General features: G+C 70.9%; 20 protein-coding genes. 13 read left to right on the top strand and 7 right to left on the bottom strand.

What is annotated here, in order from left to right; genetic code table 11:
- Positions 1 to 199: 199 nt before the first annotated feature.
- Entirely contained in the window at positions 200 to 1,108 is a 909-nt protein-coding gene (locus ACFY23_RS13195) for a MurR/RpiR family transcriptional regulator (protein ID WP_350819180.1), read from the top strand.
- 186 nt (positions 1,109 to 1,294) lie between these two features.
- Here ACFY23_RS13195 and ACFY23_RS13190 read toward each other — a convergent pair whose 3' ends face one another.
- The gene (locus ACFY23_RS13190) at positions 1,295 to 2,110 is read right to left on the bottom strand and encodes a class II aldolase/adducin family protein (protein WP_350678704.1); all 816 of its coding nucleotides are present in this window, start codon (positions 2,108 to 2,110) and stop codon (positions 1,295 to 1,297) included.
- Between the two features lie 315 nt (positions 2,111 to 2,425).
- On the opposite strand from ACFY23_RS13190, the gene ACFY23_RS13185 reads away from it, so the two are divergent.
- Positions 2,426 to 3,433: a LacI family DNA-binding transcriptional regulator gene (locus tag ACFY23_RS13185; RefSeq protein ID WP_350678702.1), complete on the top strand. Its 1,008-nt coding sequence runs from the start codon at positions 2,426 to 2,428 to the stop codon at positions 3,431 to 3,433.
- A 156-nt stretch (positions 3,434 to 3,589) separates the two neighbouring features.
- Here ACFY23_RS13185 and ACFY23_RS13180 read toward each other — a convergent pair whose 3' ends face one another.
- A complete protein-coding gene (locus tag ACFY23_RS13180; RefSeq protein WP_350819179.1) occupies positions 3,590 to 4,651 on the bottom strand; it encodes a GDSL-type esterase/lipase family protein in 1,062 nt (353 codons plus the stop codon).
- Between the two features lie 385 nt (positions 4,652 to 5,036).
- On the opposite strand from ACFY23_RS13180, the gene ACFY23_RS13175 reads away from it, so the two are divergent.
- Positions 5,037 to 6,461 carry a rhamnulokinase family protein gene (locus ACFY23_RS13175; protein WP_350678698.1) on the top strand — a complete coding sequence of 475 codons (1,425 nt, stop codon included), beginning with the start codon at positions 5,037 to 5,039 and terminating at the stop codon, positions 6,459 to 6,461.
- Between the two features lie 11 nt (positions 6,462 to 6,472).
- Here the strand turns inward: ACFY23_RS13175 and ACFY23_RS13170 are convergent, their stop codons facing one another.
- Positions 6,473 to 7,705, bottom strand: coding sequence for a hypothetical protein (locus ACFY23_RS13170; protein ID WP_350678696.1), 1,233 nt, complete (start codon positions 7,703 to 7,705; stop codon positions 6,473 to 6,475).
- A gap of 480 nt (positions 7,706 to 8,185) precedes the next feature.
- Between ACFY23_RS13170 and ACFY23_RS13165 the strand changes: the two genes are divergently transcribed.
- A complete protein-coding gene (locus tag ACFY23_RS13165) occupies positions 8,186 to 10,498 on the top strand; it encodes a DUF4838 domain-containing protein (RefSeq protein WP_350678694.1) in 2,313 nt (770 codons plus the stop codon).
- Between the two features lie 313 nt (positions 10,499 to 10,811).
- Entirely contained in the window at positions 10,812 to 11,714 is a 903-nt protein-coding gene (locus tag ACFY23_RS13160; RefSeq protein ID WP_350678692.1) for a MurR/RpiR family transcriptional regulator, read from the top strand.
- Positions 11,715 to 11,795: 81 nt separating this feature from the next.
- On the opposite strand, the gene ACFY23_RS13155 is transcribed toward ACFY23_RS13160, so the two are convergent.
- Complete coding sequence (locus ACFY23_RS13155) at positions 11,796 to 14,426, bottom strand: family 78 glycoside hydrolase catalytic domain (RefSeq protein ID WP_350678690.1); 2,631 nt, start codon at positions 14,424 to 14,426, stop codon at positions 11,796 to 11,798.
- Between the two features lie 356 nt (positions 14,427 to 14,782).
- On the opposite strand from ACFY23_RS13155, the gene ACFY23_RS13150 reads away from it, so the two are divergent.
- Positions 14,783 to 15,382 (top strand): SigE family RNA polymerase sigma factor, encoded by a 600-nt coding sequence (locus ACFY23_RS13150; RefSeq protein ID WP_350678688.1) that lies wholly within the window; start codon positions 14,783 to 14,785, stop codon positions 15,380 to 15,382.
- Entirely contained in the window at positions 15,372 to 16,808 is a 1,437-nt protein-coding gene (locus tag ACFY23_RS13145; RefSeq protein WP_350678686.1) for a hypothetical protein, read from the top strand. The genes ACFY23_RS13150 and ACFY23_RS13145 overlap by 11 nt, the downstream gene beginning before the upstream one ends.
- 130 nt (positions 16,809 to 16,938) lie before the next feature.
- On the opposite strand, the gene ACFY23_RS13140 is transcribed toward ACFY23_RS13145, so the two are convergent.
- Positions 16,939 to 17,385 carry a hypothetical protein gene (locus ACFY23_RS13140; protein WP_350678684.1) on the bottom strand — a complete coding sequence of 149 codons (447 nt, stop codon included), beginning with the start codon at positions 17,383 to 17,385 and terminating at the stop codon, positions 16,939 to 16,941.
- 200 nt (positions 17,386 to 17,585) lie between these two features.
- On the opposite strand from ACFY23_RS13140, the gene ACFY23_RS13135 reads away from it, so the two are divergent.
- Positions 17,586 to 18,128 carry a DUF5565 family protein gene (locus ACFY23_RS13135; protein ID WP_350678682.1) on the top strand — a complete coding sequence of 181 codons (543 nt, stop codon included), beginning with the start codon at positions 17,586 to 17,588 and terminating at the stop codon, positions 18,126 to 18,128.
- 106 nt (positions 18,129 to 18,234) lie between these two features.
- Here the strand turns inward: ACFY23_RS13135 and ACFY23_RS13130 are convergent, their stop codons facing one another.
- Positions 18,235 to 18,789 carry a hypothetical protein gene (locus ACFY23_RS13130; protein ID WP_350678680.1) on the bottom strand — a complete coding sequence of 185 codons (555 nt, stop codon included), beginning with the start codon at positions 18,787 to 18,789 and terminating at the stop codon, positions 18,235 to 18,237.
- A gap of 83 nt (positions 18,790 to 18,872) precedes the next feature.
- On the opposite strand from ACFY23_RS13130, the gene ACFY23_RS13125 reads away from it, so the two are divergent.
- The 3 genes from ACFY23_RS13125 (at position 18,873) to ACFY23_RS13115 (ending at position 22,485) form a co-directional block, all read left to right on the top strand.
- Positions 18,873 to 19,784 (top strand): helix-turn-helix domain-containing protein, encoded by a 912-nt coding sequence (locus tag ACFY23_RS13125; protein ID WP_350819178.1) that lies wholly within the window; start codon positions 18,873 to 18,875, stop codon positions 19,782 to 19,784.
- Positions 19,768 to 20,487: an SDR family oxidoreductase gene (locus tag ACFY23_RS13120; RefSeq protein ID WP_350678676.1), complete on the top strand. Its 720-nt coding sequence runs from the start codon at positions 19,768 to 19,770 to the stop codon at positions 20,485 to 20,487. Before ACFY23_RS13125 ends, ACFY23_RS13120 begins: the two co-directional genes overlap by 17 nt.
- Before the next feature lie 117 nt (positions 20,488 to 20,604).
- Positions 20,605 to 22,485 carry an ABC transporter ATP-binding protein gene (locus ACFY23_RS13115; protein ID WP_350678674.1) on the top strand — a complete coding sequence of 627 codons (1,881 nt, stop codon included), beginning with the start codon at positions 20,605 to 20,607 and terminating at the stop codon, positions 22,483 to 22,485.
- Positions 22,486 to 22,557: 72 nt separating this feature from the next.
- Here ACFY23_RS13115 and ACFY23_RS13110 read toward each other — a convergent pair whose 3' ends face one another.
- Positions 22,558 to 24,840, bottom strand: a complete 2,283-nt coding sequence (locus ACFY23_RS13110; RefSeq protein ID WP_350678672.1) for a hypothetical protein — start codon at positions 24,838 to 24,840, stop codon at positions 22,558 to 22,560.
- 175 nt (positions 24,841 to 25,015) lie between these two features.
- On the opposite strand from ACFY23_RS13110, the gene ACFY23_RS13105 reads away from it, so the two are divergent.
- On the top strand, positions 25,016 to 26,188 hold the full coding sequence (locus ACFY23_RS13105) for a sensor histidine kinase (RefSeq protein WP_350819176.1): 1,173 nt from the start codon (positions 25,016 to 25,018) through the stop codon (positions 26,186 to 26,188).
- On the top strand, positions 26,185 to 26,847 hold the full coding sequence (locus tag ACFY23_RS13100; RefSeq protein ID WP_350678668.1) for a response regulator transcription factor: 663 nt from the start codon (positions 26,185 to 26,187) through the stop codon (positions 26,845 to 26,847). The genes ACFY23_RS13105 and ACFY23_RS13100 overlap by 4 nt, the downstream gene beginning before the upstream one ends.
- Positions 26,848 to 26,887: the final 40 nt, after the last annotated feature.

Genomic DNA, 26,887 nt, shown 5'->3' with positions numbered 1-26,887 from the left:
TGCGTTCGGGACACCTGAGCGGGGCGACACGAAGCCACCGGCACGGCCCAGGGAACGGTGGGTGGACGGCAACCGGGCCACGGGGAGATAATTCTTAACACCGCAGCCGGCCACCTCGCGGTAATATTTACCATCGATGTTGCATGTGTCAATAGGCCGCGGACGAATGAACCCCAGCCCCCCAGCGAAGGAACGAGAGATGGCCATGAGGGCAGCAACGCCACTGGGGGAGGCACCCGAGCGCATCGAAGCGGTCCTGCCGCGCCTGCGCGGACTACTGCCCGGGCTGAGCGGCGCGACCGGGCGAGTAGCCGAGGAGGTCCTGCGAGACCCGGCCGGCGTCGCGCGCCTGACGATCGCCGAACTCGCCGCCCGCACCGAGACGTCACTGGCCACGATCACCCGGTTCTGCCGGCTCGCCGGCTTCGCCAACTACGCCGACATGCGGGTGCGGCTGGCCGCGGAGACCGGCCGGGCGGAGGGCGCCAAGGCAACCCGCTTCGTCGACGGTGAGATCGCCGCCGACGACAGCCTCCAGCGGGTGCTCGATGTCATCGTGTCGGCCGATGTGCTGGCTCTGCAGGAAACCGCGAGCCAGCTCGATCTGGCCGTGACGGCAGCGGTCGCCGACGCGATCGCCGACGCACGCCGGGTCGATCTCTACGCCGTCGGCGGCAGCATGTCCGTCGCCCTGGAGTTCCAGCAGCAACTGCACATGATCGGCCGCCCGACCTGGTGCTGGCCCGACGTGCACGCGGCGATGACAAGTGCGCTGCAGCTCCGCCAGGGAGACGTCGCACTTGCCATCACCCACTCCGGCGACACCCGTGAGGTCGTCGAGTCGCTCAAGCTCGCCCGGCAACAGGGGGCCACCACGGTGACGCTGACGAACTATCCCACCTCAGCCACGGCTACGCTCGCCGACTTCGTGCTGACCACAGCGACCCGCGACACGTCCTTCCGGAGGGAGTCGCTCGCCGCGCGACACGCCCAGCTCGTGATCCTGGACTGCCTGTACGTCGCCGTCGCCCAACGGACGTACCCGGAGACGATGGCGTCCTTCGACCGCGCATCCCGAACCTTCCATGGCCGCAACGAGCGCCGGTGACCATCCCCGGGCGCCCGGAGACTGTCGGCGACGTGCACGAGGGCAGCGGATCCTCGACGGCTTCCCGGCATCGACGACGGAAGGAGCCCCTGCCCACTCCACAGCGGCCAGCCCGCGCGGGATCTCGCGACGAACTGGATCAGGTTCTCCCGCCCGGCGCCGACATCCGGGGCTCGTGCTCGGCCGTCATCGTGGGGCAACCACCGCGAACGACGCCGGACCGGATCGACCATCGAGAACGCGCCGCCGGAGCATCTCGTCCGGGCGGGTGTGGATCCTGTCAGCGAACTCGTCGCCAAGGTATCGCGGCTCCCCGATCGCGAGGGTGTCCCGAAGGACGCGGGCGACCTTGTCAGCCATGACCGTGATGCGTCTGGCCTCGTCGGCGGAGTCCCCCAGCGCGACGAACCCGTGGTTGGCCAGGTAGATGGCACGCGGCCGGTCACCCCACCGCGACCGGTAGTCCCTGACGGCCGCCCGGACGGCTCGCCCGAGATCCAGCCCCGGATCGACGTACGGCACGAGGATCTGCTCACGACCCAGGACGACGATCTGGTCCGGGAAGAGCGCGCCGGCGACGAGCGCCGGCGCGCGGTCGGAACAGACGATCGCGTTGACCGACTGAGGGTGGGTATGCGCGACGACCGACGCGCCGCCGTCGGTGAGCGATACGGCGTGCAGTAGCGCCTCGACCGAGGGCTGGGCTTCCTCGCCGTCGGCCCTGCTCCCGAGCAGAACCCGCTGGACGTCCTCGTCGTCCGCGTCCGCCGTGTCGAGGAGCTCGAGCAGGGGCCTCAGCCGCACCTCGACGAGCGTGTCCGGTGTCGCCGCCGCGAGCGCCGACCCGCTCGCCTTCACCAGCATGCGTTCGGCGTCCAGCCGCATCGACACGTTTCCCTCGCCGAGGACTGCCAGGTCCCGGGCTTCGTCGCCGAGCCACCGGGCCAGCGAGCTGAGCTCGTCGGCGGCACGTGCGTCATCGCGCCATCCGTGGTGGTTCATACGCCTCCTCGGTCGGGCCGGCCTGCCGCACCCTGGTTGAGGCACCTCGTCGCGGCGGGCATCTTCCGACCGCCACCTCTGGAGCGCTCCAAAGCAGCATACCCTTCGCGGCCGGCGAGCCACGACCACGTCTCGACCATGAGAAGCAGGAACACCCGCAATGGCGGTGAAGTCGGTCCCGAGCGGGCGGCCCGTCGGGCGCCCGGACCACCGCGCCGCCCACCGTCGACCGACCGTCGACCGTTATGATTGACGCGCTCCAGAACACCGGCTCCGGGAGCTTGCGACGTTCTTGACGAAGGGTGTGGACACCGGGTGATCGCAAACATCGAGGACGTCGCGCGGCTGGCGGGCGTCGCCCGGTCAACCGTCAGCAACGTCATCAACCGTCCCGGGATCGTCGCCGAGGCCACCCGCAAGCGGGTGACCGACGCCATGGAGATGCTCGGCTACGTGCCGAACGAGTCCGCCCGGGTGCTCGCCGGCGGACTCGGCCGGTTCATCGGCATGGTGGTCCACGACGCCAGCAACCCCTTCTTCGGGCGGATCGCACGCGCCGTCGAGGACATCGCGCTCGAACGCGACTACGTCGTCACGCTGACCAGCACCGGCGCGGAGGCCGCCCGCGAGGACAACGCGCTGCGCCTGCTCATGCGTCAGCGCGCCCAAGGCGTACTGCTGACCACGGCCGCGCTGCGGGCCACCGCCGTCGCCAGCCTGCGAAAGATCGGCACCCGGGTCGTCCTGCTGGACAGCCCGGGCGGGGACGACGAGTGCTCGGTGTCGGTCGACGACGTCGAAGGCGGTCGCCTCGCCGGGCGCCACTTCCTGGAGTGCGGCTACACGCGGATAGCGTTCGCGGGACGCCCGCAGCGCACCACGCAGCACGGCGACCGCCTGACCGGGCTGCGGGAAGCGTTGGCCGAAGATGGCCGACGTCCCGGTCTCCACGTTCAGAAGCTGACCGTGGCCGGCGACGATGTGGCGAGCGGGCGGCAGGCGGCAGCGACGATCGCCGCCGGCGACCTGTCCACGCCGCTCGCGGTGCTCTGCGGCAACGACCTGATCGCGATGGGACTCATGTTCGGTCTCCAGGAGCTCGGCGTGCGCGTCCCCGACCAGGTGGCGATCTGCGGGTACGACGACATCGATCTGGCGCAGTACCTGGCGATCCCGCTCACCACCGTCCGCCAGCCGATGGACGCGATGGGCCGGGCGGCCTTCGAGCTGCTCCTGGACGAGGTGACCAGTAAGGAGCACACCCATCTCGGCAAGCAGTTCGTCCCCGAGCTCGTGGTGCGCCGCTCGACGGCTCCGATCTGACCCTGCGAGTCGCCCGTACCTGGCAAGCCGAGCCGGCGAGAAGTGCCCCGCCGACCCTCCGACAAGCCGTTCCCGACTACCTCATGGAGCGGTTCAAAATCCTCGCCCTCTGGGCGGGCGGGCCACGCGAGGCACCGGCCGCGCCTCGCGCGGCGGTCAGGTCGTACGCGGAACACCGATGACGGCGGCCGCCTCCTCCGCGAAGATGCGGTGCCCGCGGTCGTCGGGGTGATTGATTCCGTTGCGAAGCAGGGTCGGGTATGGGACTCCCTCGCTGTACAGGCGTTCCCATCGACGCGAGACGGCGGCGATCGCGACCCCCTCGCGACGGGCGAACCGCCGCAGGAACGCGACGTACGGCCTCGGGTCGGCGGCGTCGATCCGATCGATCCGCATCCAGTCCATGCGCGAGAAGTGCGGCTCGAGAAGGAGCAGGTCGGCTCCGAGTTCCCGAATCCGCCGGAGGATGCCGTCGTACAAGCCCGCCCAGGCGCCCGGTTCGAGGTCGGCGTCGTTGATGAACTCCAGGATCACGAGATCCGGACGCGTGGCCGCGACCTGCCCCCAGTCGGCGCCGCTCTCCACGCCTGCATCGTCGTCGAACCACTCGGCGCTGGTGGTGCCGCCGACGGCGACGGTCGCGACGTCGGCCGCGATCCCCCCTGCCGCGAGCATCTGCCGGAGTTGCGCGGGGTAGGTGGTCTGAAGGCTGGAAGCCGAGGCCCCGGCTGTCACGCTGTCGCCCCAGCAGGTGATCCGCAGCGGGCGCCCGGCGGCCAGGGCTGCGGACGTCGCCGGCAGCAGCTCGCGCTGCGGCGGCGAGATCGGATGGCCAGGTCCGCGGTCGATCCGCACCACCACGGCCTCCGACGCTGTGGCGAAGTACGGGACGAAGATCGCCGCCAGGTGTCGAGACCCGGCCGGGATAGGCGGCGGCAGCGGGTTGCTCAGGTGGCTGTGGCCTCTGACGATTCGTGGCGTCTGCCCGTCGAGCACCAAGGCGTCGACCCGGAGCAGCGAGAACTCGTAATCGGCGATGACCGGCCCGGTGACCGGCCCGGTGCGGGTGACGGCGGCCCAGTGCTCGTCCACGAGAACCTCCCGGCCGACCCGCAACGGCCCGCGGGCGTCTCGCAGGCGCAGGCTTCCCGGTCGCAGGGCACCGGGTGCAGCGGTGTCGTCGACACCTCTGCAGTCGGTCATCACGCCACGCAGCACGTAGCCGCACCGCCAACGGTCGGGCTCGCCGAGCGGCAGGTCCGCGTGCTCGTCGAGCACGACTCGCCGCTCCGCTGGGGCGACACCGCCGGCGGTGCGAACGAGCAGGTGCAGGTCGTCTCCAGCGCTCAACGGCATACCGGTTCCCTCCTCGAGTCTTCGCAAGAGGGTAGTTGAATCGCTCCAATTGATCTACACTCCGCGATGAAGTCGTAGGAACGTGCGCGGCCACGGCACCGGGCGCCGTCGAGCGCCGGAGGACATGGCACAAGGCGACGAACGTCTCGGTCACGGCTGCACCGATTCGAGTTCAGGATCGACGAGGAGCCCGGATGAACGACCACCCGTACGCCCTGGACTGGGCCGCAACCGCTGCGAGCCCTCGATGACGGCGCGGGTCTTCGGCGCCGTGGACCTCGGCGCCTCCATGGGCCGGGTGATGGCGGGCGTCGTGAAAGACGGGGCCGTCACGCTACGCACTGTGCACCGCTTCAGCCACGAGGCCGTCCCTCAGGACGGAGCGCTGCGTTGGCGGTTCACCGACCTCTACCACCAGATCCTCACCGGACTCCGCGAGCTGGGCCGCCAGCACCCTGACGTCGAGTCGATCGGGATCGACACCTGGGGCGTCGATTACGGCCTGCTCGACGGCGCAGGCACCCTGCTCGCCGAGCCCGTGTCCTACCGTGACCTGCGGGCCGGACCCGCGCTGGACCGCGTGCACCGGCTGGTCGGCGGCGCTGCTCCGCTGTTCGCCGTCAACGGGATCCAGCCGGCGCCCATCAACACGATCTACCAGCTCGAGGCTGACCGGTCGTCGCCGCAGTGGACCAGAGCCGAACACGCCATGCTGCTGCCGGATCTGCTGGTCTACTGGCTGACCGGTCAGGTCGGCACGGAGCTGACCAACGCATCCACGACCGGGCTGCTCGACTCACGAACCGGCCGATGGTCACCGGTTGCGCTGGACGCCATCGGCCTCGGCGGCAACTTCCTTCCCCCGCTCAGGCAGGCGGGTAACGTCGTCGGTCCGCTACTGCCGACCATCCTGGAGCGGACTGGCCTGCCCCACCGGACGGTCGTCACCACCGTCGGGTCCCACGACACCGCCTCGGCCGTCGTCGCGCTCCCGGCAGAGTCGCGTTCGTTCGGCTTCGTGTCCAGCGGCACCTGGTCGGTGGTCGGGCTGGAACTCGACCATCCGGTTGTCACCGAGGATGCCCGGCTGGCGGGCATGTCGAACGAGCGAGGGGTGGACGACCGCGTCCTGTTCCTGCGCAACCTCTCCGGACTGTGGCTGCTGCAGGAGTCTCTGCGCTCCTGGTCCGAGGGCGGGACGGCGTACGAGCTGGACGCCCTGCTGGCCGCGGCGCAGGCACTGCCGGCCGACGGCCCGGTCATCGATGTCGACGATGCGGAGCTGCTTGCTCCGGGCAACATGCCGGCACGGATCAACGCCGCTGTCGTCGCCGGCGGGCACCGACCGCTCGAGGACGCGCCCGCCGTCACCCGCTGCGTGCTGGACTCACTGGCCACGGCCTACGCGCGGGCCTTGCACAGCGCCGCATCGCTGGCCGGCACCAGACTCGCCACGATCCATGTCGTCGGCGGCGGATCCCGCAACGCCCTGCTGTGCCAGCTCACCGCGGACCTGTCGGGCCGCCCGGTCACCGCCGGCCCCGTGGAGGCGACGGCGCTCGGAAACGTGCTCATCCAGGCCCGAACGCACGGCGCCGCGACCGGCACGCTCGAAGAGCTTCGCGCTCGTCTCGCGGAGTCGCAGCCCGTGCGCCTGTTCCGGCCGAGCTGACGAGGGTTGTGCTATCTCGCGGCGTGAACCAAAGCTCCACTGCCCGCAGAAGGACCACCGTCGACCGGACCACGTGCCTCAGCCAACCGCAGCAGCCCGTTGGAGATGGTGGCGTTGCACCACCCGGTGTACACCGAGTGGGCGCCACCTTCGTCCATGGGGTTGTCCTGGTTGGCGCGGCCGCGCCAGCCGCGCCGGTCCACGTCGTACGCGCCGCGCCACGCGCCGTCGTACACCTCCGAGGAGGCATCGCACTGGATGTCCAGCAGAAAGGCGCCCAGCCTGACTGCGTCGTCCAGATAACTCCGGTCAGCGGTGGCTTCCCAGGCGTCGATCCAGGCGTGCAGGCCGTATCCACAGGTGTACACGAGGTCGGTGAGGCTCGGGTCACGCTGCTTCGATGCGTGGGCACAGTCCTTGTCGCAGTTGCGGATCGCGCCGGACGGTGTCGACAGGCGCCGAAGGAACCGGCCGGAGTCGGCGATGTGCCGGCTGAGGTCCTCGCCCAGGTAACGCTGGACCACGGAGTAGGCGCGCAGTGCCTCAGCCGTCTCCGAGGAGGGTGGGCGCCACGCCTCGTCGCCGTTCACCTCGAACGAGGTCCGGTGCCGGCCGTCGTCCAATTGCAGGGACCGTAGGTAGGCGGTTGCCCGGAGCACCGCCTGGCGGTGTGCGTCGTTGCCGGTGACCCGATAGGCACGGGTGAGTCCGATGATCGGCCAGGACACGAAGCACGGACCGGGATACGACTTCCCCTCGAGCTCGAACCAGCCCTCAGGCGTCTGGTGTTCTACCAGGTAGTCCGCGAGCCGGCCGATGGTACGGGCGAGCAGCAGCGGGAACTCGCCGGCGCGCCGGTCGTGCTCGATCGCGAGCGCCTCGAGGGTCTTGCCGCTGTCGTTGGGGAACCGAACGTCGCCCAGGTGCACGCTTTCGACGACTCCCGGCACAGGCGGCCGGTACACGTAGAACGGGAAGCTGCCCGACTCGACCTGCATCCCCATCACGCAGCCGAGAAGCCCGTCGGAGATCGGTCCGAGGTCCTCGCGTCCGAGCTCGACGGCGGCACGTCCGAACAGATTCGCCACCTCCGAGGTGCAGTCCGGGCGCACCCAGTAGACCACCTCGTCGCGGTCGAGCCGGAGGCGCTCCCAGATGCCGGCGCTACCGTCGGGCTCCGGCAACATCGACATCAACCAGGAGATGTTCCTGGTGACGCCACCAGTCAATCGTTCGTCGTCCATTGATCCTCCTCGTTCGGTTCGTGCCGGACCGCGACCTTGACACCCGGGTTCCGCCTCGGACGCGGCCTCGATTTCTTTCGGCCCTCCACCGCAGGCACGCCAGCCCGATGGCTGCGAGAACCTCTCGGAGGGGTCGTCGTCCATTGACGTCCAGGGCAGGGCCCACGGACTCGCGCGCACCCGCGGTCGCGCTGACCGGCACCATACGGCGCAGCCCGTCGCCTGACCATCTTCTGGAGCGCTCTAATCCCTATGCATTCCGCACTGTAGGGCGGCGACCAGGGGGTGTCAACGGGGGCGCTGAGGGCCTCGGTGTGACGCGGTGCCCGGCTGCAACCCGGACATTGGCAGGTCCGCTCCGAACCTGCCCGCGATCAGCCTCGGTGCATCACCCTTGACATGAGCGATCATCAACTATTTGTATTGGAGCGGTTCATTCCGCCTCTCCCCCGTCCCGAGCAACGTGAACGGAGCCAACACATGCCCATCGCCGAAACGGAACCCGGCGGCACGTCGCTGACCCGTCGGACTGTCCTGCGCGCCAGCGTCGCGGCAGGGATCGCCACGGCCGTGGGGTCGGTGTCGCCGACCCCAGCGCACGCCACGCCAGCGCCGAGGCTGAAGCTGGCGGACGGCGGGCGCACCAGGTACGTCATCTATGTCGGCGCGCGTGAAGGCGCGGTGGTACGCCACGCGGCCAACGAGCTGTCGGAGTACCTGCAGGCCATCACCTCGGCCACCTTCCCGGTCGTCGCCGCGGACCGGCCGCCCGCGTCGGGGCACCTGCTCGTGGTAGGTCGCGACAACCCCGTGGCGGCGCGCTGGCCGAGCACGATCGACTACGACGGCCTGAGCGATGACGGGTTCGCGCTCCGCACGTCTCGAGACAACGTGTTGATCGCGTCAGCAGAGCCACGAGGAACGCTCTACGGCGTGTACTGGCTGCTCGACCACCTGTGCGGGGTCCGCTGGTTGTCTTCGGACTACACGATCGTGCCGACGGAGTCGGTGCTCACGATCCCCACGTCTGACCTCAACGATGACCAGGTGCCCCGGTTCCGCTTCCGGACGATCCTCGCCGGCGACGCCAATGACGCCGCTTACCGGCAGCACAACATGCTCAACGGCCGCCGGGACCAGTACTGGACCGTGCCTCGCCCCGCCGGCATCGACACCTGGTCGTCGTACTGGCCCGAGGAGCGTCCGTACTCGTACCACCAGGTCGTCACCGACAGCACTCACTGGTCCGGCAGCCAGCTCACGGCGATGAACCCGGAGACGCGTGCGCTGGCGGCGACGTCACTCGTAGAGATCATCCGCAGGCGAACGGCCGCGGGTGAGGACCTGTCCGCATCGTTCCACCAGGAGGACACAGGCTGGACTCCGGATCCCGCCAGCCAGGCGTTCGCCAACGCTCATGGTGGTGCCTTGTCCGCGCCGATCATCGACATGACCAACGACGTCGCAAGGCGTGTGCGCCAGGAGATCCCGGGCGCACGCCTGTCCGCCCAGGCGTACGGCTTCAGCTTTGCGCCACCGACCGGGGTCACGGTCGACGACAGCGTCGTGCTCACCATCGCCGCACTGCATGCCGACTTCGGTCAGTCGCTGTTCGGTGAGAAGAACAAGGAGATCGGCGACAGCATCAGGACCTGGTCCCGCCTGGCGAACCACATCGTGATGTGGGACTACCTGACCGGATTCAACAGCTACATCATTCCGTTCCCGGACTGGTGGGCGATGTGCGAGTCCGTCCAGACGCTGGCGACCCTGCCGACGGTCCAGGGCTACTTCGGCCAAGGCGCCTGGAACGCCGCGGGCACAGAGTTCTCCCATCTTCGGATCTGGGTGATCAGCAGGTTGCTGTGGAATCCGCGCCTGGACGCCGACAAGCTGATCCGTGAGTTCCTTCGCGGGTACTACGGGGCGGCCGCCGACAGCATCTACGCGTACATGCAGGTGATGCGCAAGTCGGTAGCGGACACCTCGACCAACCTCAGCTGGCTGACGTTCGTCGGCTCACCGCACCTGGGGTTCGCGGCGATGCGCGAGGCCGACGCGCTCCTGTCGCAGGCCGAAGCCGCCGTCCGTCAGGACGCGGCGCGGCTGAAGCACGTGCGAGCTCTCCGGATGACGGTCGATTACGTGATCCTCGTACGGACCAACGAGTACGTCCAGGCCGCCGCGGTCGCCGGGGTGGACTGGGACCCGGACACCCAGAACAGGCTCAACCGGTTCGAGCTGGAGCTGGCCGACTCGGGCCTCACGCGCTTCAACGAGCTTGGCGGAACACCGGCGGAACTGCTCGCGCTGATGCGGATCGCCGCGAGCCCGGCGACTCCTCCGGCAGTGACCAACGGGCTTCCCAGCTCCGACTGGATCGACTTCCAGGAACCGCACCTGAAGTTGTACGCACCGGTCACCACGATCCTCGCCGATGACAAGTCGTCGAATAGGCACACGGTGCGGATGCCGGGCAACCGCCCCGACTGGGGGGTCCAGCTACCACTGGGATCCCTTCCCCCCGGGGGAACCTGGAAGCTCTACGTCTCGGTCCGCGCCGACACCGGCTCTGCCCCCGCGACGGCCAAGGCCATCGAACTCGGCGTATACCCACACCCCGAGAGCGTCATCAGCGTCCCAGTGGAACAGCTGTCGGACGGTCTCTACCACGAGATCCCGATCCCCGGCACCTACGAGTCCGACAGCAGCAAGATGGTCTATGCGGCACCGCCGAACTCGCCGGAAATCGCGGCCGTCTACGTCGACCGGGTGTTCGCCGTCAGAGTCTGACCAGACCCACGCCGAGCCGCGCTCGGCGGGTGATCTGGTCATGGAGATGACAAGCCCAGGCTCATCCCGTTCGCGTCGAACATCTGGGCCGCCGGCGATCACGCTGTGGCGGGCCTCGTGGGCGCAGTTCGTGTCGTTCCTCGACTACGACCCACGAGGCCCGCAAGGGGACGGATAGGTGCCCCGACGGGCGCGGCCATAATTGTTACCGTCGACACCTGTCATCGCGCGCGAATACTCGCCATTGATTTTGCGAGTGTCAATAGCTGCGGGCGAGGGACCCCGACTCCCAGAATAGGAACGAGCTATGACCATGAGGGCAGCAACGCCGGCGAGCGACGCACCCGAGCGCATCGAGGCGGTACTGCCGCGGCTGCGAGGACTGCTGCCCGGGCTGAGCGGCGCGAGCGGGCGGGTGGCCGAGGAGGTCCTGCGGGACCCGGCGGGCGTCTCGCGCCTGACCATCGCCGAACTGGCCGCCCGCACCGGCACGTCACTGGCCACGATCACCCGGTTCTGCAAGCTCGCCGGCTTCGCCAACTACGCGGACATGCGCATCCGGCTGGCCGCCGAGACCGGGCGGGCGGAGGGCGCCAAGGGCACGCCCTTCGTCGGCGGGGAGATCGCCCCCGACGACAGCCTCGCCAGGGTGCTCGACGTCATCGTGTCGGCCGACGTGCTGGCGTTGCAGGAGACTGCGAGCCAACTGAACCTCACCACCACGGCGGCGGTCGCCGACGCGATCGCCGCCGCCCGGCGCATCGATCTCTACGCGGTCGGCGGCAGCGTCCCGGCCGCCCTCGAGTTCCAGTGGCAACTGCACCTGATCGGACGCCCGACGTGGTGCTGGCCGGACGTGCACGCCGCCATGACCAGCGCCCTGCAACTGCGCGCCGGGGACGTCGCGCTGGCCATCACCCACTCCGGCGACACCCGGGAGGTCGTCGAGTCGCTCAAGCTGGCCAAGGAGCAGGGGGCGACCACGGTGACGCTGACGAACTACCCCGCCTCGACCACGGCGTCCATCGCGGACTTCGTGCTGACCACCGCCACCCGCGACACGTCGTTCCGCAAGGAGGCGCTCGCCGCGCGCCACGCCCAGCTCGTCGTCCTCGACTGCCTGTACGTCGCCGTCGCGCAACGGACGTACCCCGAGACGCAGTCGTCCCTCGACCGGGCGACCCAGGCGTTCCACGGCCGCAACGAGCGCCGCTGACCGAACCCGGGACCGGCGCCCGGTCGCCGTAGCGTGCGGCCAGGCCGGGCCCCTCCGGCGCCGGCCTGGCCGCGTCCGCGGTCAGACCGGGTCCTCGGCGGGATCCCGGTAGCGGCAACGGAACGAGTGCCTGCCGGACCCCACCTCGACCGGCCGCCACCCCTCCGCCGGGAGGTCGACCAGCGCCGTCGCCCCGGTCGGCACGACGACGTCCACGGTGAGCGAGGCTTCGTCGCGGAGCCACTGCACCGACGCCAGACCGTACGGGGTCTCGTGGCGGGCCGCCGCCCGGGTGAGCCCGCCGCCGGGGCGGGGGGCCACCACGATCTGCCCGTATCCCGGCGACCCGGGCGCCAGCCCGGCCACGGTGCGGTGCATCCAGTCGGCCACCGCGCCGAAGGCGTAGTGGTTGAACGACGTCATCTCCCCGGTGTTCACGCTTCCGTCCGGACGCATGCTGTCCCAGCGCTCCCAGACCGTCGTCGCGCCCATGTCCACCATGTAGAGCCACGACGGGCAGGACCGCTGCAGCAGCAACTTGTACGCGGTGTCGTGCGCTCCGGCGGCGGACAGGGCGTCGCAGATGATCGGCGTGCCGACGAAGCCGGTCCCGATGCGGTGGTCGTTCTTCTCGACCAACTGGACCAGGCGTTCTCCCGCCCGGCGCCGTTGCTCCTCGGTCAACAGCCCGAAGTGCAGCGCCAGCGCGTACGCGGTCTGGGTGTCGCTGACCAGCCTGCCGTTCGCGCTGACGTACTCCGCGCGGAACGCCTCCCGGACCCGGTCCGCGACCTCCCGGTAGTGCGACGCGTCCCGGTCCTGCCCGAGGACGGCCGCCGCGCGGGCGAGCCGGTCGGCACTCACCGCCAGATAGGCGGTCGCCACCAGGTACGGATCGGTGCGCGCCTCGGCCGGCCGGTCCGCCGGCGCCGCGGGGTCCAGCCAGTCCCCGTACTGGAAGCCGCTCTCCCAGCGTCGGCTGGGGCCCGCGATGTCGACGATCTGGTCCACCCAGGCGGTCATGCTCGCGTACTGGCGCTCGAGCACGGACCGGTCGCCGAACTGCTGCCAGAGGACCCAGGGGACGATCACGGACGCGTCGCCCCAGGCAGCGGCCGGGGTGACGGACTTTCCCGCCCGCTCGAAGTCGATCCACGGCACGTACGCCGGCACCGTCCCGACCGCCCGCTGCTCCGCGGCGAGATCCTGCAACCAGGACGACAGCAGGCCGGCGCAGTCGAACAGGAAGGAGGCGGCCGGCGCGAAGACCTGTATGTCCCCCGTCCAGCCCAGCCGTTCGTCCCGCTGCGGGCAGTCCGTGGGCAGGCTGACGAAGTTGCCCCGCATGCCCCACACGATGTTCTCGTGGAGCTTGTTGAGTGAGGGGTCGGAGCACTCGAACCACCCGGTGCGACGCATGTCCGAGTGGGTGACGACGGCCGAGATGTCCTCGCGGGACAGCTCCCCCGGCCAGTTCCGCACCTCCACGTAGCGGAAGCCGTGGTACGTGAAGCGCGGCTCCCACTCCTCGCCGGCCTCGTCTCCCCGGAGCACGTACGTGTCCGTGGCCGCCGCGTCCCGCAGCGGCCGGGTGCACAACTCGCCGTCTTCGAGGACCTCCGCGTGCCGCACGGTCACCGTGTGCCCGGCGTCTCCCCGGACCCTGATCCGCACCGTGCCCGCCACGTTCTGGCCGAAGTCGACGATGACCTGGCCGCCGTCGGTCGGCAGGATCTCCGCGGGAGGAAGGACCTCGGTCTGGCGGATCGGCGGTCCCTCCGGACCGACGAGCCGCTCGGCCTCGAACGGCGCGACGGCAGCCGGTTGCCAGGCCGAGTCGTCGAAGCCCGGGGCGGACCATCCGTCCAGGCGGAGGCGGGCGTCGTACCACTCGCCGCCGTAGATCCCGGCACGGAGGACGGGCCCGCGGCTCGCCGTCCACGTGCCGTCGGTGACGATCCGCTCGGTCCGTCCGTCCGCCAGGCGGATCTCCAGCTGGGCGACCAGGCCCACCCGGTCCCCGTACACCTCGCTGATCCCCCCGAACGGACCGAGCGGGCCCCGGAACCAGCCGTCCGCCACCGCGGCGCCGAGGGCGTTCCGCCCGGGTCGAAGCAGTTCGGTCACGTCGGTCGTGACGTATGTCAGCCGGTGGTCGTAGCTCGTCCACCCCGGCGCGAGCACACTGTCGTCGACCCGGTGACCGTTGATCTCCACTTCGAACACGCCGTGCGCCGAGGCGTAGAGGCGCGCCGACTCGATCGTCGGACCCACCTCGAACTCCCGGCGGAACAACCAGGGGGGCCGGTCACCCGCGCCGGGCGCAGCCTCGTCGGCCACGATGAGCGAGGCCGACCAGTCCGCCGGGCGAAGCAGTCCGGCCTCGAGCACGGCGTCCGGTCCCCATCCGGTCGGCTCGTCGTCGTGCTCGCCCCACACGCGTACCCGGACCAGGCGGCGGTCGCGGGACTGGAGCGGCGCGAACGGCCAGCTGACGAAGGTGGACCGGGCCGCGGCCACCTTCCCGGTCGTCCATGAGCGGCCGGTCAGCGGATCGTCGGCGACGATCTCGTACGCCCCCTGGCGCCAACCGTCGCCCGCTCCGGTCGTCCAACTGACGCGAGGAGAGGGGTCGGTGATCCCCAGCGCCGCGTCCAGGTGGTTGAAGCGGACCGGGCCGACGCGGGCCGCTCCCGGCTGCGATGGCCTCATCCAGAACTCCCTCCTGGCACCCCGGTACGGCAGGCACCTTGAATCGTTTCAACCAGCGGACGCAATGCACTTCCGCGTAGGTCCAGAAGGTACCCATCGAAGGTCGGGAGGGGAAGGGGAAGCCGCGATCGTGGCCGGATCCGGCCCGGCGATCCTGTGCCGCCTCCGTCCGGCCACCCGCCGACCCGCCACGGGTGGCGGACGGCGGGCGTCGAGGTTCGCCTCGGCGGTCCCGGTCACCGCTGATTCCCGGAACCCGAGCGGGCGGAAACAGGCGCCGTGGTCGCCGGTCAACCTTTTCCGGCGTCCCAGGGTCTTCTTCTCGTCGATGATGCCCGTAGGGCTGGAGGGTGTACGTGACGGATGACGGCTTCCGCGAGTTCGTCGAGATCCGGTATGCGGATCTGCTGCGGACCGCGTACCTGCTGACCGGCTCACGGCACGCGGCCGAAGATCTGGTGCAGAACGCGCTGATGAAGGCGATGCGGCGGTGGCGGCACGTGGGCGAACCGATGGCGTACGTCCGCCGGATCATGGTCAACGAGCGGGTCAGCCTGTGGCACCGGTTCGGTTCCCGGGAGTTCCTGGCCGGAGTGACCGGCGCCTGGCGGCTGCACGCCGACCGGGGCCTGAGCCGGGACGTGGCGGACGACGTCGTGGTACGCGAGGAGGTGCGCGGCGCCCTGCACGGTCTGCCGCCCCGGATGCGGGCGGTGTTGGTGCTGCGCTACTGGGAGGACCTCACCGAGGCGCAGACCGCCCAGACGCTCGGTTGCTCGGTCGGCACGGTGAAGAGTCTCGCGTCCCGCGGGATCGCCCGGCTGCGGGCGGTGCTGCCGACGCCGTCGGCAGGATCGTCCCGGCCGGACGAGCCGACGCCACCGTCGAACGACCCGTCGCCGATCGTCGCGTTGCCCGCCGTGACCAGTTGGAGAGGTGCGAACGATGGCCAATGAGATCAAGGAGGCGTTGGCCCGGCTCGCCGAGCCAGTGGTCCCGCGCCCCGACCCGTATCACCGGTTGCTGGTCCGCGTCCGGCGGCGCCGGCAGCGGCGTACGGCAGTGGCTGGCGTGGCCGGCCTGGCGGCGGTGGCGGTGGCGCTGCCGATGTTCGGTTCGGCCGGCCCGTCGACAGGCACCGACGCCGCGTCGCCGCCACCTGCGATGGGGACGTACCAGCCGGCGAGCCGGGTCGACAAGCCGATGGTGCGGCGGTTGTTGGACTCGCCGACCCGGGGCAACCTCGCCGGCGACCAGGCCCTGGTCGCGGACATCGAGCGGCAGTACCGGTCGGCTCGCACCCAACTGCTGGTCGACCCGGCGCTGGACGAGGTGAAGGTGCTGCTCGCACACGACGCACCGGGTGCCCGGACGGTGGTGGTGGCCTTCCTGAACGACTCGCACGCATCGCTGCGTCACGGAATCGGTGATGCCGGTGCGTCCGTGCCGGAACTGCTGAACAAGACCGACACCCCGGACGAACCGCAGCCTCTGGAACCGATCGTCTTCCTCGGCCGGCAGTCTCCGGTGGACGGCCGCTATCTCACCGATCTCACCGTCGGGCTGGCACCGACCGGGTGCCGCGTCGAGACCTCCACCGACGGCCGGATCCAACCGGATGGATCGGTCGCCCGAAGCTGGCAGGCGCTGAGCACCGATGGGTTCGTGGTCCGGGGGGCGGGCCAGGTGGCCGAACGGTGGCGGTTCACCTGCGACGGCGTCGTGCGATACGCCGGTCCGGGCGGTGGTGGATCAGGCGTCGTGCGATACGCCGGTCCGGGCGGTGGTGGGCCGGGCACGGCCGGCCCGACGGAGAAGGCACCGCCGGCCTCCACCACCGGCGCACGCGGCCCAGCGGAAACGGCGCTCGCCGCCGCCGCCGTACGCGCACTGCAGGACACGATCGAGGGCCACGGGCTCGCCGGGCCAGCGCCCCGGGTGATCTGGAGCGCACGGTTACCCGACTGGGTTCCTGGCGCGCCGGCCGCCGCGCTGGTGAGTTCCTGCTCGGCTGACGGCGGGTGCGCCGCCCTGCTGATGGCCGATCCCGATGTGTCGCAGCAACCGGGGTCCGTGTCACCGGTCAACTACCGGACCGCCACCGGGCTTCCTGACCTGGTAGCCGTCCAGGTGCCGGGCGAGACAGGCGTGCTGGTCGTCGGTCCGGCCTCGGCGGTCCGCGCCGAGTTGCTCGACGGCAAGGGGCGCACGATCGCCAGCGGCCGGTTGGAAGCCGGTGCGGGCACGATACGCGCCGATCCCCGCCAGGTGGCCAGGGTGAACGTCCTCGACACCAGCGGCCGGATCCTGCGGACCGAGGCCACACCGGCTCTCGGCGCCGACCTCGGCCAGCTCGGTGAACCAACCGTCTGGGCCTGGTGACGACCGGTCCCACCGCCGGAGGGTCTCCGGCGGTGGGACCGGTTTCTCACTGGCCCGCTCAGCGGCCCCGGCATACGAGTTACGCGGCCGGGCCGGCCGGTGTCCACGGGTGAGTTCAGGCTGGGGCAGCTCAGCCGCAGTTGCCCCAGCTGTACCGGCCAGCGCCCTGCCAGCTGGTGAAGTACAGGACCTCGCCGCTGTACATGACGCACTTGTCACGGGCAGAGCGCTGGATCGCGGCGTAGTACTTGAAGTTTCCAGAGTCGTAGACCCAGGAGCCGCCCTCCACCCGGATCCCGGCGGAAACCCCGGTCGTCGAGCCGACGGCCACCCGCTTGATGGTGGCGACACAGTTGTACCCGGTGGCGCTGTTGTACATCAGGTAGACGTCGCCCACCTTGGTGCCGTCCGACGCGTAGATCGAGCGGTGGCCGTCACTGGCGTACGCCCACGAGCCCCCGAAGTCGTTGTTGCACGCCTGTGCCGCGGTGAACGGATTCGTCGCAGCCTGAGCGGGCGAAGCGAGCCCCACCGCCGCGACGGTGGCGGAGATGATCGAGATGGTCAGTCGTCGCACTAGTCCACGCACACGGTCCCCCAAATGCTCCGGCGCCAAGATCGCGCATGAACGGCCATGATCCCACAGTGGATCATCATCACGATCCGGAGCAGCGCGGGCAGCATGTCCCGAAGAGCATCGCGACGAGCGGCCTGCGGGCGGTCAGGGCGGGGACGCGCCTGCGGATATCCGTTTCCCGTCGGTGAGACCATGCTGGCGTGAACAAGATCCCCACGCTGTTTCGCCGCGACCCGGACGACCGCAAGCGCGTCCTGCCCGCGGCCAACCCTGCCTGCCAGTGGGTCCTCGACGGCGAGGGAACGCCGACGCGCAAGTACGACGGCACCTGCGTGATGCTCGACGAGGATGGCACCTGGTGGGCACGGCGCGAGGTACGGCCCGGCCGGACGCGGCCGCCCGGCTACCGGCCGGTGATGACGGACGAGGTCACGGGCAAGACCGTGGGTTGGGAACCGGTCGAGCAGTCGCCGTACGCGAGGTACCACGCCGAGGCCCTCGCCGGCCCGCCCGAACGACGCCGATCCGGCACCTACGAGCTGATCGGTCCGAAGATCAACGGGAACCCCGAGGGCGTGCGGGCCCACGAGCTCGTACCGCACGACGACGCGGAGAAGCTGAACGTGCCGCGCGACCTGGACGGCCTGCGTGACTGGCTGCTGGCGCACCCTCAGTACGAGGGCATCGTCTGGCACCATCCGGACGGCCGGAGGGCGAAGTTGAAGCACCGCGACTTCGCCTGAGCCGGTGACCGTACGCCGTCACCTGGACCAGGAATCCAACCGACGGCTGGCCCGGGTGGGTACGAGCGCCCGCGTGCCGCCTCAGCCGTGGCCTGGGCAGGCCCTCTCAGGCCCTGACGCCGGGTGCCTCGGGCGGCGGCAGCGGCAGCTCGACGGCGGCCACCGCCCCCACCCGCACGGCGGAGTGCGCTGGCGGCAGCTTCTCGGCCCGCGGCGAGCGGCTGTGCACCCGACCCCGGCCGGTCGGGTCCGGCCGCCTGCTCACCTCGCAGGTCACCATCCGGATCGGCGGAGGCGGCGCGGTGAACCGGCCGACACCCCAGCGCACCCAGAGCGGGATCCGCCCCGCGTCGGCCTCGGCGAGCAGTTTCTCCCAGGTGCGGCGGCGCGTACCGTGATCGACCTCGACGACGACCGGCGGCCCGTCCGGGCGGGCACAGGCCACGTCGAGCACCGACTGCTGTGCGGACATCGGCGGCGGCAGCGGCAGCACGCTGGGCGCCCGCCGGTAGACCCGCCAGCCCTGCTGTCCCGCCCAGTCGACCACCGCGTCGATCAGCCGGGCGGTGACCTGCTCCGTGGTCAGGTCGGTGAAGGTGACCTCGTCGAGCCCGTCAGCCAGCGACGCCGCCAACCGCTCCCCGTCCTCACCGACCACCACCGCCGCAGGGTAACCGCGCGACCAGCCGTCCGCGCCGGCGGGGCAGCACGAGAACGAGCGCGAGGACGGCCGGCGCGCCGGACATGCGCGTGGCGGTCACGGCGCGGACACCGTCGAGGTGCCACTGCGACTCGTACCGCTCCTCCGACGCGTGGATGATGGCTGCTGTGAGCCACGTGCACTCCATACCGGTGCCGGTTCATCCCGAGCCGTGCGCGACGATCGCCAGCCTCCCGCATCCGCGGCTGCGGCCGTATGTCGTGGGTTACGGGGTCTTCCGCTCAGGTTCGGGAGCAGCCGTACGGCACCGGGTCCTGCCGATGAACCTGGCCACGATGATCGTCGACTTCGCCGGGCCGAGCAGGGTGATCACCGGGCCCCGAAGTGACCCGGTCGTCCACGAGCAGACCGCGTGGGGGGACGGCGTCTCCGTCGGCCTGACGCCGGCCGGGGTGGCCGCGCTCCTCGGCGTGCCGATGCGGGAGGTGGCAGGCGGCACCTTCGGGCTGGCGGACATCCTCGGCCACCGCGAGGCGGAGCTGGCCGAGCGGCTTGGGCAGGCACCGGACCGGCCGACGTGGTTCGCGTTGCTGGATGACTTCCTGACCGCGCGGCTTGCCGGGGACGCGCAGCCGGACGGGCTGACGACGCATGCCTGGCGGCGACTCCAGCAGTCGGCGAATCGGCTCCGGATCAGCGCGGTGGCCGACGAACTGGGCGTGAGCCGGCGCACTCTTGAGCTTCGGTTCCAGCGACAGATCGGTCTGTCGCCCGGAACCGTCGCCAGGATCGCTCGCTTCCAGCGCGCCCTGCACATGCTCACCCGGTCCGCCGGCCTGCCGCAGACGGCCATCGACTGCGGTTACGCCGACCAGCCGCACTTCAACCGGGAGGTCCGCGCGATGTCCGGCCTGACGCCGACCGAGCTGTGCGCATTCTTTCAAGACCAGGGAGCTCGCCCCCGGCTAGCGTCCCGGCATGAGTCTCACCGGTAAGACCGCACTCGTGACCGGCGGTTCGCGGGGAATCGGGCGGGCGATCGTGCGTCGACTCGTTCGCGAAGGCGCAACGGTCGTGTTCACGTACAAGGACAACCGCGCGGCGGCCGACGACCTCGTCAGCCAACTCGCCGGCACGATCGCCGTCCGCGCCGACCAGGAAGACCTCCGCAACCTCTCGGCCATGTTCGAGCCGGTCCGTGACGGCCTGGACATTCTCGTCAACAACGCCGCTGTCAACCCCCGAGCGCTGATCGCGGACATCACCGAGGACGAGTTCGACCGAGTCCTGACGGTCAACACCAAATTCCCCGTGCTGGCCATGCGCGAAGCGGCGCCCGTGCTGCGCGACAAGGGCCGCATCATCAACATCTCCACCCTCAACACCGTGGTGCCGGCGCCCGGTCACTCTCTCTATTGCGCCAGCAAATCCGCGCTCGAACAGTTCACCGCGGTCGCCGCCCGGGAGCTCGGCGGCCGTGGCATCACGGTCAACACGATCTCGCCCGGCGCGACCGAGACCGACCTGCTGCACGCCGCCAATCCCCCGGAGGCCCTGGCCCAGACCGCCGCCGTCACCGCGTTGCAACGGCTCGGCCAGCCCGACGACATCGCGGCCGTGGTCGCCTTCCTCGCCGGGCCCGACGCGCAGTGGATCACCGGTCAGAACATCCGTGCGACGGGCGGGCTGCTCGTCTGAGCCGCACAGAACATCAACGCCGACCACTGGCCCACCCACGGGGTGACGGCCCGGGCTCGGCCCCGTCGGCACATTCTCACTTGACCTGAACCTTCCTCGAGGTCCTAGGTTCTCGGCATGAGCATGGAAGTCACCGCGTGGATGTCCCTGCACCACACGATGCATCAGCGCGACCAGCGTCCCTTCTCGAAGGCGACCCTCAAGCGGATCGCCGGCTTCGCGCGCCCCCACCGCCGCCTGCTCGCCTGGTTCCTGGCGTGCAGCATCGTGGTCGCGGTGCTGACCGTGGCCGCGCCGGTGCTGGCCGGCCGGGTGGTCGACGCGATCGTGTCCGGCACCGGTGCCTCGACGGTGCTGTGGCTGGCGCTCGGGATCGCCCTGATCGCGCTCGCCGAGGCCGGGCTGGGCCTGCTCACCCGCTACCAGTCGGCCCGGATCGGTGAGGGCCTCATCGTCGACCTGCGGACCGCCGTCTTCGACCACGTCCAGCGGATGCCGGTCGCGTTCTTCACCCGGACCCGCACCGGAGCGCTGGTGTCGCGGCTCAACAACGACGTCATCGGGGCGCAGCAGGCGTTCAGCGACACGCTCTCCGGTGTGGTCGGCAACATCGTGACGCTACTCCTCACGCTCGCGGTGATGCTGACCTTCTCCTGGCAGATCACCCTGCTGGCGTTGGTGCTGCTGCCCGTCTTCGTGCTGCCCGCCCGGCGGATGGGCCGCAAGCTGGCCCGGCTCGAACGGGAGGCGGCCGAGCTCAACGCGGCGATGAGCAACCGGATGACCGAGAAGTTCTCCGCCGCCGGCGCCACCCTGGTGAAGCTCTACGGGCGTCCGGCGGAGGAGTCCGCCGAGTTCGCCGTCCGCGCGCGGCGCGTCCGCGACATCGGCGTCCGCACGGCCATGCTCCAGATGGTCTTCATCACGGCACTCACGGTGGTCGGGTCCCTCGCGCTGGCTCTGGTGTACGGCCTGGGTGGCGTGTACGCCGTCCGCGGGCAACTCGACGCCGGTGCGGTCGTCGCGCTGGCCCTGCTGCTGTCCCGGCTGTACGCCCCGCTGACCGCACTGGCCAGCGCCCGGGTGGAGGTCATGAGCGCCCTGGTCAGCTTCGAGCGGGTCTTCGAGATCCTGGACCTCAAGCCGCTGATCGAGGACAAGCCGACCGCACGGTCACTCCCCGACGGGCCGGTGACGATCGAGTTCGACGACGTCCGCTTCGGCTACCCGTCGGCGGACAAGGTCTCGCTGGCCTCGCTGGAGGACGTGGCGAAACTCGACGACCGCGGCGGCGATGAGGTGCTGCACGGAGTCTCGTTCCGCGCCGAGCCCGGGCAGATGGTCGCCCTGGTCGGCTCGTCGGGCGCGGGCAAGTCCACCATCGCCCAGTTGCTGCCGCGGCTCTACGACGTGGAGGAGGGCGCCGTCCGACTCTCCGGTTGGGACGTCCGGGACCTGACCGGCGACACGATCCGGGACGCTCTGGGCGTGGTCACCCAGGACGGTCACCTGCTGCACGACACCATCCGCGCCAACCTCCGCTACGCCCGCCCGGAGGCGACCGAGGACGACCTGTGGGACGTGCTGCACCGGGCGCGGCTGGCCGACGTCGTCCGGGCACTGCCGGACGGCCTGGACACGGTGGTCGGCGAGCGGGGGTACCGCCTCTCCGGTGGCGAACGCCAGCGGCTCACCATCGCCCGGCTACTGCTGTCGCGCCCCCGTGTGGTGATCCTCGACGAGGCCACCGCACACCTCGACGCCACGTCCGAGGCGGCCGTGCAGGCGGCGCTGGGCGAGGCGTTGACCGGCCGGACCAGCGTGGTCATCGCGCACCGGCTGTCCACGATCCGCTCCGCCGACCAGATCCTGGTCCTCGAGGACGGCCGCATCGTGGAACGCGGCCGGCATCCCGACCTGCTCGCTCGCGGCGGCCGGTACGCCGAGCTGTACCGCACCCAGTTCGATCAGCCGGCGCCGGCCGCGGCGGGAACGTGACCGGGGCCGGCCGGCGGCCTGGCCGCTGACGCGCGGGCTGGTTGCGCGAGGCACCGGCCAGGTGACGACCCGTCAGGTCAGGGCCGGTGCGGCGGCGGACCCGGTCAACGTGGCCCGCCGCCGCTCGACCTCGACGGCCAGCGAATCGGGATCGCAGCCGGCGAGGTGATCGCGGATCAGCAGATGGACGAAGCGGTACTCGCCATCGACCTTGGTCAGCAGGCTGCGGTCGACGGCGAGACGGAGGTACCTGCGTCGCCACGGGTCGGGCTCCCCCGCAACCGCCATGCACATCCGGGCGTACCCGCTGTCGGCCAGCAGCGCTCCGACGCTCGCCGGCCAGAGAGCGAAGAGCGCGCCCGCGAACCAGCCGGCGAGCGGAGACCAGAATGGCGCCGCCCATCCCGGCGCCACCAGCAGCGCCACCGGGACGGCCGCCGCCACGTGCGCTGCCAGGCAGGAAGCCGCCACCCAGGTCAGCCGGCACCTGCGCGGCTCGATCGACTCGGCTTCGGGAGTGCCGACGGCGGGCTCCAACTCGGTGAACCACATGAGCCCGGCCACCACGGTCAGCCAGGCGGGCACCCCGGCGGCCCAACCGACCAGCGCGGCCTCGGAGAGCCCGAAGACAGCGATCGGCGGTACGGCCAGCGCCGGACCGAACAAGGTCCACAAAACCCTGCGTCGCCGCCTTCCCTTCAGGAGCACGCTCACCACGCCGAGTACGGCGGTCTGACCGACTCCGATGGCGACCACCGTGACGGCGAGCGTGAGCCGGGACTGGTCGGCGACGAGCCGCGCGAGCCACCACAGCAGCAGGAAGACAGCGACATTGCCCGCCGCCACCGCCACCCACCAGGTCGTCAGCGGCAGCCATCGAGGCGCCACCGGGCCCGACAGGGCCCGTCTGGTGTAAGTGGTGATCATCCAGACGATGCCACCGATGGTCATGGCGCTGAGCAGCCCGGAGAGCAGGCTCGTCTGCGAGGTCAGAGCGACGAGGCTCGCCACCGCGCAGGAACCTCCCGTGGCCGGCCCCACCCAGTCCCGGCTGGCAGCACGAACGACCGGGGTGACGACGTGCGGAACGTTCGCCGGGCTGAGAGCTGGCACCGTGACCCCGGAGTTGAGCTCGGTGGCGGCGACCGCGAGGGTGCGCACAGCACGCAGGGCACGGCCAGGATCCACCGTGCCGGCTCCCCGGCGGGCGAGGACCTCCACCAGGTAGGCGTCGAACAGCAGACTTCGTCTCGTGAGCGGATCCTGTTCACCGGTCAGCACCTCGACCGGCCGAGCACCGTAGGCGAGGGCCATGATGTGCAGCATGAGCGGCGAGGTCAGCAGTTCCCACAGTTCGGGGTCCTCGCGCAGGGCGTCGAGCACGCCGTTGAGCCAGGGGCTGATCGCGGTAAAGAAATCCACCACCTGTTCCTCGTTGAGCGGCCGGATCAGCACCGCCCCCTGCAGGCACAGGCGGGCCGACAGGATCTCGTAGTCGGCGATGCGGCTGCAGACGGCCAGCCGGGTGACGCCCCGCTGCTCCTGAAGCCCGTTGATCTCGGCCACACACCGGGCCCGGTCGGCGTCGCGGACCTCATCGAGGCCGTCCAGCAGCAGGATCAACCGATCGGTCTCCAGCCAGACGCGGCCCACCTTCTCCGGGATTCGGTACCGCTGGCGAAGACTGTCCAGCAGCCACTCGACGAAGTCCCGCGGGCCGCTGTCCCGGGCCCCCGCGAACGGCAGGATACGCGGCCGGGACCGCGACCAGTCGGCGAGATCGACCACGACGGGTATCGGGGCCCTGACGTCCGCCGGAGACGATCGAGCCTGTTCGACCAGGGCCCTGGCCAGATCGAGCACCTGGGTCGTCTTGCCCGCGCCGGGCGCTCCGAGGATGAGCATCGACTCGCCCATCTCGTCGAACACACCCAGGATGTCGTCGTCAATCCGAAGGTGGTGTTCGCTCCCGCTGACCCGCTGTACCAGATTCGTGGGCGGCAACACGGCGGTCGGCTGCTCGTCCAGCGCCAGCGCCACCCGCACCTGCTCGGCCAGCGACCCGCGCATCCGCAGCTCGACATAGCGCTGCACCTGGTCGAGGGCGTGGGTGTCGTTGCGGGGATCGTCGGGATGGCGCGTCGAGATCCGGTAGGCCGGGGACCTGCGGGTCCACGCCTCGATGGCGACCACGCTCGCGATGCCCGCGATCGCGGCAGGCCAGAGCCAGTCACCGACCGGCTTCAGCCATGCCGGGAAACTGCCCCCGGTCTCGACGTTCACGGCCGTCGGGACGATGACCGCGAGGACGATCGTGGTGACGGTGATCTGGAGTACCCGCAGCAACCCACCCATCCCATCTGAGCACCGCACGACCGGACACCGCGATTCTGTCACCGACCGTCTACTGTGAGCGTTCCCCCATCCGGTCCCTCGATCGCCGGCGGGGCCTGCTCGGCCGACAGCACCGCGAGCAGGCCGACCGGCCGGATGTTCTCCCGTCCAGGTGCGGAAGGTTAGGCTTCGGCGCATGTCGAGGTGGCGATGGCCTGGCCGGGTGGCGGACACGGCCGTGGTGCTCGCCACCGGTTCGGTCGCCCTCGTCGGCCTGGTGGTGCAGTCGCGCGGCATCGACACCGCCGCCGAGTGGGCGGCGCTGCTGGCCGTGCTGGCCTCCTCCGCCGCGCTGTACGTCCGCCGCCGCCATCCGGTGCCCGTGGGCGTGGTGGCGCTGGTCGCCGTCGGCGCGTACGGAGCGTTGCTGCACCGGCCCGGGCCGATCATGCTGGTGTTCGTCGTGGCGCTCTACACCGTCGTCGACGAGGGGCACCTCGCGGTCGCCATCGGGCTCGGTCTCGGCTCGGTGGTCGCGTTCGCCGTCGCGGACAGCTACCACCGGACAGCGAACAGCGCGAACGGGGCGACGCTGCTGCACGCCGGTTGGCTCATCGCGGTCATCGTCGGCGTGACCCGCAACCGCCGGGCCTACCTCGCCGAGGCACAGGCCCGGGCGCGGTCCGCCGAGCAGCGGATGGAGGAGGAGGCCCGGCGCCGGGCCACCGAGGAACGGCTGCGCATCGCCCGCGAGCTGCACGACGTCCTCGGCCACCACCTCTCGCTGATCAACGTGCAGGCCAGCGCCGCGCTGCACCGCCCGGACCCCACCCGGTCCGCGCAGGCGCTCACCGCGATCAAACAGACGAGCAAGGAGACGCTGCGCGAGTTGCGCACGACTCTCGGAATACTGCGCCAGGAGGGGGAGGCGCCCACCGCGCCCGCACCCGGCCTGAACCTCCTCTACGAGTTGGTCACGGCGGCCGGGCGGTCCGGGTTGGAGATCCGCACCGAGCTGACCGAGACCCGGCCGCTGCCGCCGGAGGTCGACCTGGCGGCGTACCGGATCGTCCAGGAGGCGCTCACCAACGTGACCCGGCACGCGGGCGCGACCGCCGCGGTGATCCGGGTCCGGCCCGACCGCGACGACGTGCTGGTGGAGGTCGAGGACGACGGCACCGGCGCACCGGGCCCGCCCGGCAACGGAATCCTCGGCATGGGCGAGCGGGCGCGGGCGTTGGGCGGTTCGCTGACCACGGGCCCCCGGCCGGCTGGCGGCTTCCGGGTGCGCGCCCGCCTTCCGCTGCGGCCCGGCCCGGTGCCGGCGGGAGCGCCGGCGCCGCGATCGGCGCCGGGAGGCGCGGCGTGATCCGGGTACTGCTCGCCGACGACCAGACCCTGGTTCGCGCCGGGTTCCGGTCCATCCTGGACGGCGAGGAAGGCATCGAGGTGGTCGGCGAGGCCGCCGACGGCGCCGAGGCGGTGCGGCTCGCCCGGCAGCTACGGCCCGACGTCGTGCTCATGGACATCCGGATGCCTGTGCTGGACGGCCTGGCCGCCACCCGGGAGATCGCCGCGAAATCCGACGTCCGCGTGATCATCCTGACCACGTTCGACCTGGACGACTACGTCTACGGCGCGCTGCGGGCCGGCGCGAGCGGCTTCCTGGTCAAGGACACCGAGCCGGCGGAGCTGATCCACGGGGTGCGGGTGGTGGCGCGCGGTGACGCGCTCATCGCGCCGTCGATCACCCGCCGGTTGATCTCCGAGTTCACCGCCCGGGCCGTGCATCCCGACCCGGGGCCGCGGCTGAGCGCGCTCACCGAGCGCGAGCGTGAGGTGATGGCGCTGGTCGCCGCCGGCCTGTCCAACGACGAGATCGCGGCGCGGCTGGTGCTGAGCCCGGCCACCGCGAAGACGCACGTCAGCCGGATCATGACCAAGACCCAGGTCCGCGACCGGGCCCAGTTGGTGATCCTCGCGTACGAGTCCGGCCTGACCGTCCCCGGCTGGCTCGCCCGCTCCTGACACCAGCCCGGTGCACGCCGGGAGCGGGTTCATGGGGCCA

Origin of the sequence: Micromonospora sp. NPDC000121, from assembly GCF_042899165.1 — a bacterium.
Classification (GTDB): domain Bacteria; phylum Actinomycetota; class Actinomycetes; order Mycobacteriales; family Micromonosporaceae; genus Micromonospora.
The sequence above is the reverse complement of the archived record's forward strand: the minus strand, read 5'-3'. Positions and strand labels throughout refer to the sequence as shown.

Bases quoted from the DNA above. Each gene is read 5' to 3' on its own strand.
- ACFY23_RS13195 (WP_350819180.1), top strand. From the start codon at position 200: ATGGCCATGAGGGCAGCAACGCCACTGGGGGAGGCACCCGAGCGCATC.
- ACFY23_RS13190 (WP_350678704.1), bottom strand. From the start codon at position 2,110: ATGAACCACCACGGATGGCGCGATGACGCACGTGCCGCCGACGAGCTC.
- ACFY23_RS13175 (WP_350678698.1), top strand. From the start codon at position 5,037: ATGACGGCGCGGGTCTTCGGCGCCGTGGACCTCGGCGCCTCCATGGGC.
- ACFY23_RS13170 (WP_350678696.1), bottom strand. From the start codon at position 7,705: ATGGACGACGAACGATTGACTGGTGGCGTCACCAGGAACATCTCCTGG.
- ACFY23_RS13165 (WP_350678694.1), top strand. From the start codon at position 8,186: ATGCCCATCGCCGAAACGGAACCCGGCGGCACGTCGCTGACCCGTCGG.
- ACFY23_RS13160 (WP_350678692.1), top strand. From the start codon at position 10,812: ATGAGGGCAGCAACGCCGGCGAGCGACGCACCCGAGCGCATCGAGGCG.
- ACFY23_RS13155 (WP_350678690.1), bottom strand. From the start codon at position 14,426: ATGAGGCCATCGCAGCCGGGAGCGGCCCGCGTCGGCCCGGTCCGCTTC.
- ACFY23_RS13145 (WP_350678686.1), top strand. From the start codon at position 15,372: ATGGCCAATGAGATCAAGGAGGCGTTGGCCCGGCTCGCCGAGCCAGTG.
- ACFY23_RS13125 (WP_350819178.1), top strand. From the start codon at position 18,873: ATGCGCGTGGCGGTCACGGCGCGGACACCGTCGAGGTGCCACTGCGAC.
- ACFY23_RS13120 (WP_350678676.1), top strand. From the start codon at position 19,768: ATGAGTCTCACCGGTAAGACCGCACTCGTGACCGGCGGTTCGCGGGGA.
- ACFY23_RS13115 (WP_350678674.1), top strand. From the start codon at position 20,605: ATGAGCATGGAAGTCACCGCGTGGATGTCCCTGCACCACACGATGCAT.
- ACFY23_RS13110 (WP_350678672.1), bottom strand. From the start codon at position 24,840: ATGGGTGGGTTGCTGCGGGTACTCCAGATCACCGTCACCACGATCGTC.
- ACFY23_RS13105 (WP_350819176.1), top strand. From the start codon at position 25,016: ATGTCGAGGTGGCGATGGCCTGGCCGGGTGGCGGACACGGCCGTGGTG.